A 14007-nucleotide genomic window follows, 5' to 3' on the forward strand; every position below is an offset into this window, starting at 1 on the left:
CATCCTAATGACAGTGCGTAAGAGCAGTCCTGCGACAGCTCAGGAAATCATTAACACTACATCCTAATGCGTACAGAGATATATTTATAAATGATACAATTGCTTATATTATAGTTTATGTGGGAATATTAATTTATAAGAATATTTCTAAACGGAAAAAATAAACATCTGCCTTAATATTTTTGATACAAATAAAAGCACATTACTGTAAGATTGTAAAATCTTTCAGCTATGTGCTTTTTCTGTGCTTATTTTATATCCGGTGGAATCTTAGCAGATATACCTTTTCTATAGAACTTTACATTGCTTTCCTCAAAGGGAACATAATCTTTTTTCAGGCTTTCTGGATAGTTCGCTTTCCAATCCTGCAAGGCTTCTTTAGTAATTTCGTTATTCTCGTATTTTTCTTTCATTTCCTGCCACTGTTCAAGCATGTTTCGTATTCTCAAAATAGCTTCACTACCGAAATAGATGCCTGTTGTAGTGTATTCAGGATCTTCGTCATTCAAGATAACAGGTCGTATATTCATATATGGCGGGTTACTGTTTTTACATGATCTCTGCTCTCAGTACATTGTGAAAGATAAGGGCATTCCCCACAGACGGCTCCACAACTCTTATACTCCCTGTATCCGTTTCTGTTTGTTGTACGATATGTCAGCACCTGATTGTTGGGACAAATATAACAATCATAATACTCATCATATACATACTCATATTTCTTGAAGAATCCATCTTTGGTCATTGGCCTTTTGTAAGGTAAAAGAGGTTTCATCCCATCATCTATCAAAAGCTTTGCAATCGCTGGAGTTTTATATCCTGCATCTGCAACCAGTGTTTCTATGCCGATATCCTTAATCTTATCATACAGTCCCTTAAAAGTCCTGCTATCATGCTGATTCCCCGGGTTGATAGTATAACCAAGTATCCAGCCATTCTTATCACAGGCAGTTTCTATTGCGTAGGCAAATACATTTTTGTGCTCTCCTTTGCGGAACCATCCGCTTTCAGAATCAGTAGTGCTGCACTTTATTGTTTTCGTATCTTTTGGGATGTCATTTGTGAATTCTTTAGGATCACCTCCGGCCGATGGTGTACTGTCGTTATCATCATCGTCCTTGTCATCCTTTCCTTTCAGTGGTTTCTTCCCATGAGCCTCCCTGTCTTCGTTGATTTCCTTTTTTAAGAGTTCCTCATAGAACAAGGCCTCTTCGTGGGCAATGCGTTTCTGCATCTTTTTGTTATTGGCTCTTGCCTTTACATGAGTGGAATCTACAAAAACCTCAGCAGGGTCAACCAGCTTAAATTTATAACACTCCATCAGGATATGGGAAAATATCTGCTCAAAAAGATCTGTATCCTTAAAACGTCTAGTATAGTTTTTCCCGAACGTAGAAAAATGTGGCACCTTATCCATCATATCCAAACCATCCAACACAAAAAAGTTTTGGCACACAATAAGTTTTTACGGATTGAACGTAAAAACTATTGATATTTCCAAACTTTTTCGATATACTATGAGTAAGGAATAAGGAGGCGAGCGATATGATTATCCGGTCAAACTATATGAATACGCTGAAAACCTATCGGGATGTTCCGATTGTGAAGATATTAGCGGGAATCCGGCGCTGTGGCAAATCCACAATTTTAGATATGCTGCGGGATGATCTGCTGGAAAGCGGGATTGCCGCAGACCATATTATCAGTATGCGATATACGTCGGAGGATTTTGATGATGGTATGACCGACAAAGATATGTATAACGGTATAAAGGGGCAAATGACCGACGAAGGGCGCTACTACCTTTTGCTGGATGAAGTACAGGAAATCGAAGGTTGGGAAAAAGCGGTCAATAGTCTGTTGGAGAATGCCAACACCGATATTTATGTGACCGGCTCCAATTCCAAGCTGATGTCCAGCGAAATATCCACCTACTTGACGGGGCGGTACATTTCCATTCCGGTTTATACGTTATCTTTTGCTGAGTATTTGGAATTCAAAGAATCAGATTCCCGTTCTCCAAAGGAATTGTTAAACGAATACCTGCGATTGGGCGGTTTCCCCATTGTGGCGCTGAGCAACTTTGACGAACGCTCCGCCTATCAGATCGTAGAGGGCATCTATAACTCTGTTATTACGAACGATATTACAAAACGGCACAACATCACGAACTTTGATTTATTTAACCGTGTTGTAAAGTATATCGTGGAAAATGTGGGCAAGACCTTTTCGGCCAATGCCATTGCGAAGTTTCTCAAAAGCGAGGGGCGTTCCCTGTCGGTGGAGGCGGTTTATAACTATCTGAACTGGCTGAAAAAGGCGTTTGTGATCTATCGCTGCCAGCGGTATGATTTGCAGGGAAAATCTGTACTGAAAACCCAGGAAAAATTCTATCTGGCAGATGCGTCCCTAAAATACTGCATCATGGGATTTAATCCAAAATCAATCGCAGCTATGCTGGAGAACATCGTATATTTTGAGCTGCGGCGTCGAGGTTATGAGGTCTATATCGGAAAAAACGAAACGAAAGTAATTGACTTTGTGGCAGTGCGGCGCGACGAGCGTATCTACGTTCAGGTATGCCGTAGGTTGCCGGAGGAATCTGATCGGGAAATCGCCAATCTCCTTGAAATCAAGGATCACTACCCTAAATATGTTGTGACGTTGGACGAATTGGCCGCAGGAAATGTCAATGGTGTAAAAATCGTACACTTGGCGGATTTTTTGCTTAGTGCTGAGTATTGAAACAAGAGAGGATGTGACGAATATGGCAGAAAGCAAATATAAATTCGAGAGGCTGACACCAACTGATGATGTGGATTTAGCTGTTTATGAGGAAGCAATAGATTATGTATTTCAAAATCCTGATATTAAAAATGTAGCTATTTCCGGTGCATATAGTGCCGGAAATAGTAGCGTTTTGGCTTCATATAAGAAAAATCATAGTAGCTTACGCTTTCTGCATATTTCACTTGCACATTTTCAATCACCAAGTGAAAAAGATGAACCAGAGGTTAAGGAATCCGTTTTAGAGGGAAAAATTTTAAATCAGCTAATACATCAGATCCCATCAGATAAAATTCCTCAAACCAATTTCAGAGTGAAAAAGAGAATTAGCACTGGCAGTGTTATAGTAAAAACATTGGAAACTATTGCCCTTTTAACTGCAATTGTCTATTTTGTGTGTTTTAATCAGTGGAAAAGCTATGTGTTAACTTTACCCACGAATTGCTTTAAAACAGTTTTAGAGCTATCTACACATCCCTATGCTTTAATGATAGACGGGATTATCGTAATTGGATTATTATGCTTCTTTATATAATGTGTAATTAAAGGGATTGACATGACGCCAGAAGCCGTCATCACTGTATCCGCCTTCCGATATGAGGCAGTGGATATGGGGATTCCATTTCAGATCTCTGCCAAATGTATGTAACACCATGATGAAGCCGGGAGTGAAGTTCCTGGATTTGTCCAGATTGTGAAACATACGAGAGATCACGCTGTTTACGGAATGAAACAGACAATCAAGCAGAGAACGGTCTTTGAGAAAGAATTCGCGAAGATTTTCGTCGATTGTGAAAACACAATGTCTGTGTGTGACATTAACCAGCTTAAAGGACATACTGGTAGTGCGTTCCATGGCATATTTATTGCCACAGGCAGGGCAGAAACGGCTGTGACAGCGGAAGGGAACAAAAGTGAGTTTTCCGCATTCAGGGCAGCCATACATTGCATCACCGAAAGATGGATCACCGCAGTGAATCATAAACGAAATAGCAGCAAAAAGAAACCCTGACCCTCAAGATTGAGGGGCAGGGGAGTTGAAGTGTCGGAGACACTTTTTTACTTTTTAGTCTGCTTCTTCCGGTGCCAGTTCTGTCGTTTCTTCAGCCGGAGGCATAAGGCAGGAGAAGAGGGTAAATCCGATCAATGCAGCAACCAGTCCGGGGATGATGGGCTGACTGAACTTGATGCCAAACAGTACGCCGCCGGATACATGCTCCAGATAAACGACAACAATGGTTCCTGCAATCAGGGAAGCGATGGTTCCCGCCTTAGAAGCTTTCTTCCAGTAATGCCCCATAACGTATGGGAAGAAAGAACCTGCAGCACGTAAGGTAAAGCAGAACATCAGGATGGAAACGATGCTCTGAGTATTGAACAGAGCGATAAACATGGATGCGATACCCACCAGGCACATAACGATCTTGGTGACTTTCATAACGGATTCGCTGGAAGCGTCCGGTTTCAGAACTGCTTTGTAAATGTCGTTTGCGAAAATGGAACCGGCGCCCAGCAGATCGGAGTCGGAGCTGGACATGGTTGCGGAAATGATTCCGGCAAACAGAAGGCCGCAGATCAGAGCCGGCATGGTGTTGATGGCCAGTACAGGAAGTGCGTAACGTGCGCCTACAGACGCAAACTGCTCAGCACTGAATTTGCCCATATTGATCAGAGCCAGAGTGATGATGCCCAGGATCGTTGGGATGAATGCGTAAATAAAGTTTACCAAAGCTGCCAGCCACGCGCCGCCCTTTGCTGCCTTTTCGTCCTTTGCGGCATAGAAACGAGATACGGCTTCCTGCCCTACGGAGAAGGTGGCGGTGTACATGATGACAAGAGAGATGATGCCGAACAGATCATAGCCCTTGAACATGTTTAAAGTACCTTCTGGAATATTAGAAGTAACAGCGCCCCAGCCTCCTGCATAATTCATGGCGAACGGAACGGCAATGATCATACCGATCACGATTAGGAATACCTGGATAAAGTCGGTGAGAGTAACGCTCCACAGACCGCCCATGATGGAATAAACAGTTACCACAACGGCAACGATCACAACAGCCACCTGATAATCAATATTCAGCATGGTAGAAAGAATTACTGCGGAAGCGATAAATTGTCCGGCAGTCAGACCTATCAGCGGAAGCAGCATGATGATAGCGGTGATAAGGCCGCAGGATTTTCCGTAACGTCTGCGGAAATATTCCGGAACCGTCTTTACGGTCGCTGCACGGAATTTTGGTGCGATAAAGCTTAAGATTACAAATGCGATTCCCATAGTGGTGATATACCAGTGGGCGCTGAGACCAAAGCCTGACATACCATTCTGCACAACACCAAGGGAACTGCCGCCGCCGATCTCCGTGGCTGCCAGAGTACCTGCCATCAGAATCGGACCCAGACGACGACCTGCCACCATAAAATCGGTGTTGCTGGTGATCTTTGTGGAAGAGTACCAGCCGATCCACAGCATCAGAAGCAGGTAAACTACAACAATGACTGTTACCAAAAGATTATTACCCATACAAAACCCTCCTATGTAAATAATTGTCATACATAAATTTTAGCATAGGCAAAATATAAAGAAAATAACAGAATATGTAGAAAAGATACCAAATATGAAGATTGAACCGAACTTGACGAATCATAGTTTTAAACATAAAATGATAACATACATAACTTCAAGAAAAGTGGGTGAAGCGAGTGCTGAGGGTTGCTGTATGTGATGATACACTGGAAGAATGTCGGATGATAGCAGATTATACAGAATGTTTTTTTGAAGAAAGGCAGATGGAGGCTTCAGTGGATGCCTTTGGTTCCATGGAAGATCTTTTGAATTCTGATAATTCCTATGAACTGTATCTTCTGGATGTGATGATGCCCGGAATATCAGGAATCGATGGTGCAGGCAGTCTGAGAAAAAAGGTGAAAAATCCTGTGATCGTGTTTATCACATCCTCTCTGGAATCTGCCGTAGAAGGATACCGTGTCAATGCGTCCGGGTTTATTTTAAAGCCGGTGGAAAAAGAACGGTTCGAGGAAACCATGGACCGGGTGCTGGAACAGAAACTGGGACAGAGAAAAAAATTTATTTCTTTGACATATAACCGGGTGCCTCTGAAGCTGCAGCTGGAACGGGTGGCTTACTTTGAGAACCGGCTTCATCGGGTATATGTGATGCTGACTGATGGGGAGGTGCTGAGTGTTGGTCAAAAGCTGTCACAGATCCAGGAGAATCTGGAGTCAGATGGGATGTTCCTTCGATGCCATCAGAGCTACCTTGTGAATCTGGAACAGGTGGAGGAGATGATGAATTCCTGTTTCCGCCTGAAGGGAGGGATCATGATCCCCATATCCAGAAATTTTTACAAGCAGAGTAAAAATGCATACTATCACTATCGTCTGAAGGAAACGCTCTGAACAAAAGAAGGGGATCGTTATGAGTGAAGAAGTTTGTGTTGTTCTTCAGGATCTGGTCCATCTGGCTGTAAGGATCATGCCTGTATTTGTATGCCTGGAACCCAAATACAGGGACCGGGAAAATATTATTGCCATATCCGTATACCTGTGGGTGATCATGATAGCTGCTGATTCTCTGTTTTCTGTGGAGCAGGGAGTAGTTCTGATCTTCAGAGGGGCCTTTTTTCTGATGCTGTTCTTGGTACTGCTGATCTTTTTCCAGGGAAAGCTGTCTGAAAAAATATTTCTTTATTTTTCAGCCTGGCTTTTTGAGGTGATCTCTATTTCCTTTGAAGAATTTACAGCATATTTTTTTCGGAGGCAGGAACTATTATCTCACGTAGAATTATGCGTGATCACTTCCTTGGTGATGGCGGCAGGCTATTATACCGTAACGCGGTTCTGGATGAAAGAAAGGCTTCATTCTCTATTTGAACAGTTGTCAGCCAGAACATATGCGCTGCTTATTGTTTATTCCACATTGTCCTGTTTCCTGCTGTATGTGGAGACCCACTCCATTCTGACCTGGGAATCTCTGGCCAATCGGGAGCTGGAGGATGTGTTTTTCTTCCTGATTATGTGCGTGATGATTCTGACCGTATATTTTCTGATTCTTAGCGGTATTCTGGGTGTCATAGAACGAAGGCAGACAGAAGAAGAACTTCAGTTTGCCAGAAAACTGATCAATCAGCAGAGAGAATACTATAATCAGACACTGGAACATATCGAGCAGGTGAGAATTATTCGTCATGATTTTCGTCATCATATCCATGCGCTTGTGCATATGGATCGGGAGCAGCAGACCCGTTATCTGCAGAATCTTCAGAAAGAACTGGAACAGAATGCAGATGTGATATTCTGTCAGAATCAGGCGGTTAACGGTATCATGCAGGAATATGCATCAAGAGCGGAACAGGGGAAGATTGAATTTTCAGTCAATATGGATCTTTCTGCTCATGTTCCCATTGATGATCTGACGTTGTGTATTGTCATCGGTAATCTTCTGGAAAATGCCATGGAAGCGTGTCTCAGGATGAAGGAAGGGCGGTTCATCCGGGTAAAAGCCCGCTGGATGGAAGACCACCTGATGATGCTGGTGGAAAATTCTTATACCGGTAAGATCAGGGAAGATGGAGGAAAAATTTTATCCAGCAAAAAAGACGGAGGTTTGGGACTTCTCAGCATCCGCCGGATCCTCAATCAGCCCGGAGATGATTTTGATGTGTATTTTGATGGAAATGTGTTTACTGCCATGGTTAAAATCGTGGACAGGACAAGGCTATGAGAATCACAGGTGTGTCCACAAGATGAAGGTGCAGCAAAAATTGTAACAGAAAATTAATGGAGAAATTTGTGGACAAATGAAAATCCGGCTTTTATAATAGAGTATAAGATTCCATCTTTGACAGTTAATAAAAGACAAAACAGCCGCAAAGTCTTTGTTCGTAGGCTTTGTGGCTGTTTATTCATTTGCATCGGTATGTACTATATTTTTGCTTTTGCACTATTCTTTTTTGTCTTTGAAATAATTCCTCGCATGGAGGCTTTTGATATAATGATCTTGTATCATAAAAGTTGACACCCTATTCTCAAGGATTTTGATATATAATCATAATCAATACGAGAACAGGAGAAACAACCTATGGCACAGAATCAAAAATCTTACGACAATGAGTTTAAAGCACAGGCGGTAAAGCTTGCACAGGAAATTGGCGGACATAAAGCCGCCAATGAATTAGGAATTCCAAAGGGTGCCATGTACACCTGGATTAAAGCCTTCAAAGAAGGTCCTCTCAGTGCAAATGAAGCGGTTCACACACCCAAGAATGCTTTATCCCTTAACGATGAGCTTATTGAACTCAGAAAACGTGTTAAGGAGCAGGATAAAGAAATTCACCGTTTAAAGGAAGAAAACGAATTTCTTGAAGAAGCAAGTGCTTTTTTCGCAGCCAGCCGTCGGAAGTCAGCAAAAAACAGAGATTAATGTTTATTGCAATCAAAACCGAAGACGGCAGGATTAAGGGAAAAATTTCTTTTTATTGCAGAATACTTAAAGTTTCCAGGCAGGCATTCAACAATTACCTAAAAACAAAGGATTCTCCCTGGAAATACCAACCTTTGGCAGATGCCATGCTGGATATCTGCAAGGAAGATGAATGTAATGACACTTATGGAAGAATCCGTATGTATCAGGCATTACAGCTTAAACAGCCGGATGGAGTCCATATTCCCAGCGATAGGACTGTTTATCGCGTAATGGAAGAAATAGGCCTTAACCATAAACCCAAGCGTAAGCCTAATGGTATTACAAAAGCGGATAAAACAGCCCGAAAATCCGATGATTTAATGAAGCGTGACTTCAGAGCAGAAAAACCACTTGAAAAATGTGTTACAGATATGACCGAAATAAAAGCTTCTGATGGAAAACTTTATGTTTCAGCTATCTTTGATTGCTACGATTTAGCAGTGCTAGGCCTTGCTATGGATACAAATATGAAAGCAACCCTGTGTGAACAGACTTTAGATAATGCTTATAAGGCATATCCTATGCTCCGTGGTGCAATCCTTCACAGTGACAGAGGTACACAATATACAAGTGAGTTATACCGTAAAGCAATCAATAAATATGGCATTCTCCAGAGCATGAATAGTGCCGGTGGCAGGTGCCATGATAATGCCAGATGCGAAAGCATGTGGGCAAGATTCAAAGAGGAACTGCTTTATGACCGTTACGATACCAACACTATGACGATAGAACAGTTAAAAACTCTCATCTGGAGATATTTTATCAGCTATTGGAATGACAGAAGAATCTGCTCCGCTAATGGTGGTTTGCCTCCAATGGTTAAGCGACAGAAGTACTATGCTTCATTACAAGAGGCAGCATAGGTCGAACATCCTTGAGAAAAAAGTGTAAAGTAATATTGACAATATCAGACAAATGCCGGAACAAGGAAACTTCCGATGACAGAAGATGTATATCAAATGTTTCAGGCTATCATTGAAGACAGACCCACAGACCTTCCTGAGATAATGGTTCAGGGTTATGTCGGATTCCTTTTCAGAGATAAGAATGGAATGCCAGAAGTAGCCATGCATTGGGAACACAGATTCAACCACGCAGTCAAAAGATACAATGACATTTTCAAGGTGCAGATGCCGAACATCACCCCTCATGTTTGTAGGCATACTTACTGTAGCAACATGGCGAGAGCAAGAATGAACCCAAAGACCCTGCAGTACCTTATGGGGCATTCAGATATTTCGGTAACAATGAATGTTTACACGCACCTTGGCTTTGACGATGCCAAGGATGAAATGATAAGGCTTGAAGAACTTGAGGCGGCCAAGAAAGAAGTCGAAAAGGTAACTGGAGAAAAGCCGATTACACAGAAGATGTTCAAAGCAATATAATTATAAAAGAAATTAGAATGATGACCTCGGTGGCAATGTGCTGCCGGGGTCATTTTTTGATAGAAAAAACGCAGATGTTGTGATATGATATAAATTAGGTGTTTTATATCCTACTATAAGTTCACGGGGGTGACATTATGGCTTATCAAACAGCATTAACGATTGAGAGCGTAATTAAAGATATTGATTCAAAGAAATACTTATTGCCGTCTATTCAAAGAGAATTTGTATGGAGTACAAAGCAGATAGAGAAACTTTTCGATAGTCTTATGATGGATTATCCCATCAATGCATTTCTTTTTTGGAAGGTGCCCAAGGAGAAAGCAAAAGAATTTAGTTTCTATGAGTTTTTAAGAGATTATCATCAGAGAACAGGAAGGCATAACCCTAAAGCAAACATAAGTGGGTCTGATGACATTATGGCTATTCTTGATGGACAGCAAAGAATGACTTCTTTATATATTGGACTTAAAGGTTCTTATGCATATAAGATTTCTCATAAAAGATGGGACAATCCACAGGCATATCCATCAAGAAAACTATACTTGAATGTTCTGGGAGAATCAGAAGATACTGATTTGACATATGATTTTAGATTTTTGACAGACTCAGAAGTAAAAAGCATGAATGCACAGAAGGACCCAAATGGAAATGCTGCGTATTTCTGGTATAAGATAGGGGATATTCTTGATGTTAAAGAGGAATATGAAGTAAATGATATTCTCATTGACAACAACTTAAATGCACATCCTAATTTTAAGTTTGCAAATAAAGCATTATTTAAATTGTTTACTGTAATCAGAAAAAATCAGACCATCAGTTATTATTTGGAAGAAAGTACAGAACTTGATAAAGTATTGAATATTTTCATCCGAGTAAACAGCGGTGGAACAACTTTGAGTTATTCTGATTTGTTGCTTTCGTTTGCAACTGCACAATGGCAGCAGAGAGATGCTCGTGAAGAACTTAATCAGTTCATGGACGAAGTGAATATGATTGGAAGAGGATTTAATGTCGGTAAAGATATTATTCTAAAGGCTTGCCTTGTATTAAGTGGATTTAACGATATTTCATTCAAGGTTGATAATTTTAATCGTTCTAATATGCTTGTTATTGAGCAGAACTGGGATGAACTTACAAATGCGTTTAGAATGGCAGTAGAGTTAATTTCTTCATTTGGATTTAGTAGAGAGAATATTACATCAAATAACTTAATTATTCCAATTGCATACTACATCAAGTCTATTGGAAGTCCGGCAAACTTTGTATCATCGAGCAATTACACTGAAGATAGAAGATTAATCAAAAAGTGGTTTATCGCATCATTGCTCAATAGGGTATTTAGTTTCATGCCGGACGGATTATTGAAACCTGTAAGAACAATTATTGATGATAATCCTGGCTCCTTCCCATTTGATAAGATTGCCAATCATTTTCGTGGTGCTAACCGTGATATTACATTTACTGATGATATCATTGATAACTTGTTATGGACTAAATATGGTTCTGGAGATATTTTGATTGTTTTATCAGTTCTTTATCCTTGGGCAGACCTTAAGAATAATTTCCACATTGACCATATCTATCCAAAGAGTAAATTTACTCCAAAGAAGTTGGAAAAGCGGGGAATTCCGACAGATTCTATTTCTTATTACATAGAGAATGTGAACTACTTAGGAAACTTACAGTTACTAGAGGCTACACCAAATGAAGAAAAGAATAATAAGGATTTTGATGAGTGGTTAAAGGAATCATTTACTAATCCAGATCAATTGAAGGCATATAAAGAAAAACACTATATCCCAGATGTTGATTTGTCATTTGGTAATTTTGAATCTTTCCTAGAAGCGAGAGAAAAACTGATTGTAGCAGCACTTAAGAAAGAATTGATGTAATACAATAGATTATATGATTGGAGAGGAGGAATGTAAGATAAATGCAAGTTTTTATCCAGAAATGACGGAAATGTTGAAAAAAATCACTAATGACATTTCTGAAAAAATAATTAAAGAAGGTAGTCCTATTATTCTAGTAGATGAATACAGTTGGTATAGAGAAGTTCTTTCTTTGATGGCAAAGCAAATAAATTTGTGTGATAGTTGTCTTCTTTTGTTGGAAAATGGTATGGAGCAGGAGGCTTATTTATTAGCAAGAAGCCAATTTAATAATATGTTATGGATTAAATATCTTTGTTATGATGATGCCGAGAATACTAGGGTGAAAGAATATTTTTATCAGCCACATATCAATCAAATTTTATCTTGCAAGAATATAAAGAAAATGATAGAAGATTATGGAACTGAACTTGATGAACAATTAGTATCCGAAGAAAATATTCAAAAACTAAATGATTGTATTGCTGAAAACTCACAAATATTAGAAGATAATAGTATCATTATAAGACCTAAGAGTATATCTGAATTATCAAGACAAGATGCATTATTATTTGGACTGTATATTACATTGTATAATGAGGGAAGTAAATTTGAGCATTCAGATATCAGCAAAACAAAACTATATCGTAAGCCCGCAGTTGAAGAATATGGTACTGATCAGGTATTTGTTTTTGACTTAGGAAAGTCTGATAAAGGTTGCTGGTTAACGGTGTTCAATTATTCTTTATTAAGTATGTTTTTTGCTTTTGATAGTATAAGAACAAGAACATGTGATAAAGAAGAACAATTGTTTTGGAATACAAAATTATCAAAGGCAGCATATAAAATGGATGATTTTAATAGGATAACTTTTGAATTTGGAGTTTGTCAAGATATGTTGGATAAAGCAATGAAGGAAAATGAAATGCCCAAATAAAATACGTAACGAAGGTTTATGGACATTCTAAAAATGAGGTTCAATCAGATGTTTTGTGTTTGAAATGAACATAAGCGGTAACCTAAAAACTTGATATTTTATCTAAATGACACACGGCAGGTGGCAGGTCAAATGCCGTCTGCCTTTTCTTATGAAAAAATCATACAGCCGATAGAATATTTGATATTATGGAGTTACTCGCAGGGGGTTCGCCCCCCTATGGTTCTATCGTTAAAAGGTAGAACCCCCCCCCGCCCCCCCCCATTCTATTAACGATAGGAATTAGGGGTAAATCAGAGTAGTCCGGCTCTTTGCAGCCTACTACTTTTTGACTACGAATGACTATTACATTTTGCCTTAATTTGCCTTATTTTGCATAGTGTGTCACATTATGCAGATTTTATGTAGATTTTTGCGAGTACGCAAAAGTCCCCAAAACACGGCAATTCACGGCATTTTAGGAGGTAAAAAATGAAAACGAGAGTGCTTTTCGTATGCCACGGCACTCCAGTTTTACTATAATGCAGGACTTTGCAAAGTGGGGCAGAGTACGGCAGAATATGGCGGAAAGCCTTGCAAATACTACGGTTTCGACTACTAAGGCTCATGGGAAGAATCGGGATAAAGGCAAATGTGAGGGGGGATTCCTTAGTAGTAACTGACTACTAAGCGATGGCACACATACAAAACTTTGAACAGAGAAAGCCACAATCGTTGGTAGGTCACTGCCGGGATTGTGGCTTTTATTTACTTATACCATAATGGTTGAGCATCCGGATTATATTCTTTATGATTTTTATCATCCTGTTTTGTATAACCAACGAGAGGTGGTCTATTATAGCTTATGCCAGAGATAACCTGGTCAATTTCATAGTCTGCATTTATGAAAGTTCTTATCCAACCTTGAATATACAGAGAGCGAGGATTATACTTGCTTTTCTTACCAAATCCTACATTTTGCTCTGCAATAAATAATTGTGCAAGTACTACTGCAATATCGGTAGGATTGATAGCTTGTGTGAATTGGTATGTATCAAGCATGTGCATTACATTAAGAGGGTCTTCTCCATAGAAAATCCTATCGAATACTTCAAGTAAAGTATCTTTTGAATCGGGGCATTCTCTAACTCTTGTATATAGGTCAATTAGCAAGCGAAAGTGATTTGGTTTGAATGGCTTTTTGTTATTAATCTTTAGCCATATTTGAATATTTTTGCTGGCATCATATTCTTTAAATCGTTCACTTAATTTTTGGGGGCGAACTACATACAGTGTTTGACCATTGCTGGAATATATATCTTTTTTCTCATCAAATGGTAAATCGATGATAATTCGTTCTAATTCGGTGTATTTCATAAGGCCTCCTATAAATCCAAAAAGTCCAAAGGTATTTCATTATAGAACTCAAACTTCGCACTTGAATAAGTGCCTATGCACCTTGAAAATTCAATAATAACTGGAAAAAAATAGCATGAAACCATCTGGTTTTGGTATAATTGAGTTGCCGAAAAACAATTAATAACCGGAGGTTCATGC

12 protein-coding genes and 3 pseudogenes are annotated in these 14007 nt (G+C 39.6%); 10 read left to right on the forward strand and 5 right to left on the reverse strand.

Going from position 1 to position 14007, the window contains the following annotated elements:
• Positions 1-29: 29 nt before the first annotated feature.
• Positions 30-164, forward strand: coding sequence for a DUF6608 family protein (locus tag ASU35_RS20800; RefSeq protein ID WP_423229990.1), 135 nt, complete (start codon positions 30-32; stop codon positions 162-164).
• Between the two features lie 84 nt (positions 165-248).
• Here ASU35_RS20800 and ASU35_RS15010 read toward each other — a convergent pair whose 3' ends face one another.
• Together ASU35_RS15010 and ASU35_RS15020 are read right to left on the reverse strand one after the other, a co-directional pair.
• Positions 249-509 (reverse strand): carbamoyl-phosphate synthase large subunit, encoded by a 261-nt coding sequence (locus ASU35_RS15010; RefSeq protein ID WP_242861296.1) that lies wholly within the window; start codon positions 507-509, stop codon positions 249-251.
• Between the two features lie 20 nt (positions 510-529).
• A pseudogene (locus tag ASU35_RS15020) lies at positions 530-1429 on the reverse strand (transposase); the annotation flags it as partial.
• Positions 1430-1545: 116 nt separating this feature from the next.
• On the opposite strand from ASU35_RS15020, the gene ASU35_RS15025 reads away from it, so the two are divergent.
• Together ASU35_RS15025 and ASU35_RS15030 are read left to right on the forward strand one after the other, a co-directional pair.
• Positions 1546-2745, forward strand: a complete 1200-nt coding sequence (locus ASU35_RS15025) for an ATP-binding protein (RefSeq protein WP_058353799.1) — start codon at positions 1546-1548, stop codon at positions 2743-2745.
• A 22-nt stretch (positions 2746-2767) separates the two neighbouring features.
• Positions 2768-3322, forward strand: a complete 555-nt coding sequence (locus ASU35_RS15030) for a YobI family P-loop NTPase (RefSeq protein WP_058353800.1) — start codon at positions 2768-2770, stop codon at positions 3320-3322.
• Here ASU35_RS15030 and ASU35_RS20805 read toward each other — a convergent pair.
• Positions 3308-3778: pseudogene (locus ASU35_RS20805) on the reverse strand (IS91 family transposase); the annotation flags it as partial. The gene ASU35_RS15030 and the pseudogene ASU35_RS20805 overlap by 15 nt on opposite strands.
• A gap of 75 nt (positions 3779-3853) precedes the next feature.
• On the reverse strand, positions 3854-5311 hold the full coding sequence (locus ASU35_RS15040) for a sodium:solute symporter family protein (RefSeq protein ID WP_058353802.1): 1458 nt from the start codon (positions 5309-5311) through the stop codon (positions 3854-3856).
• 179 nt (positions 5312-5490) lie between these two features.
• Between ASU35_RS15040 and ASU35_RS15045 the strand changes: the two genes are divergently transcribed.
• The 7 genes and pseudogenes from ASU35_RS15045 to ASU35_RS15075 all read left to right on the forward strand — a co-directional run bounded on the left by ASU35_RS15045 (position 5491) and on the right by ASU35_RS15075 (position 12471).
• Entirely contained in the window at positions 5491-6207 is a 717-nt protein-coding gene (locus ASU35_RS15045) for a LytR/AlgR family response regulator transcription factor (protein WP_083504339.1), read from the forward strand.
• Between the two features lie 19 nt (positions 6208-6226).
• Positions 6227-7531, forward strand: a complete 1305-nt coding sequence (locus tag ASU35_RS15050; protein WP_058353803.1) for a sensor histidine kinase — start codon at positions 6227-6229, stop codon at positions 7529-7531.
• A gap of 357 nt (positions 7532-7888) precedes the next feature.
• Complete coding sequence (locus tag ASU35_RS15055) at positions 7889-8230, forward strand: transposase (RefSeq protein WP_058353804.1); 342 nt, start codon at positions 7889-7891, stop codon at positions 8228-8230.
• Positions 8230-9135: an IS3 family transposase gene (locus ASU35_RS15060; RefSeq protein ID WP_058353805.1), complete on the forward strand. Its 906-nt coding sequence runs from the start codon at positions 8230-8232 to the stop codon at positions 9133-9135. Before ASU35_RS15055 ends, ASU35_RS15060 begins: the two co-directional genes overlap by 1 nt.
• 45 nt (positions 9136-9180) lie before the next feature.
• A pseudogene (locus ASU35_RS15065) lies at positions 9181-9660 on the forward strand (tyrosine-type recombinase/integrase); the annotation flags it as partial.
• 137 nt (positions 9661-9797) lie between these two features.
• Entirely contained in the window at positions 9798-11555 is a 1758-nt protein-coding gene (locus ASU35_RS15070) for a DUF262 domain-containing protein (RefSeq protein ID WP_058353806.1), read from the forward strand.
• Between the two features lie 13 nt (positions 11556-11568).
• Positions 11569-12471 (forward strand): DUF5677 domain-containing protein, encoded by a 903-nt coding sequence (locus tag ASU35_RS15075; protein WP_147525470.1) that lies wholly within the window; start codon positions 11569-11571, stop codon positions 12469-12471.
• Positions 12472-13218: 747 nt separating this feature from the next.
• Here the strand turns inward: ASU35_RS15075 and ASU35_RS15080 are convergent.
• A complete protein-coding gene (locus ASU35_RS15080; protein WP_058353808.1) occupies positions 13219-13827 on the reverse strand; it encodes a hypothetical protein in 609 nt (202 codons plus the stop codon).
• Positions 13828-14007: the final 180 nt, after the last annotated feature.

The organism is Acetivibrio ethanolgignens, assembly GCF_001461035.1.
GTDB classification, from domain to species: domain Bacteria; phylum Bacillota; class Clostridia; order Lachnospirales; family Lachnospiraceae; genus Velocimicrobium; species Velocimicrobium ethanolgignens.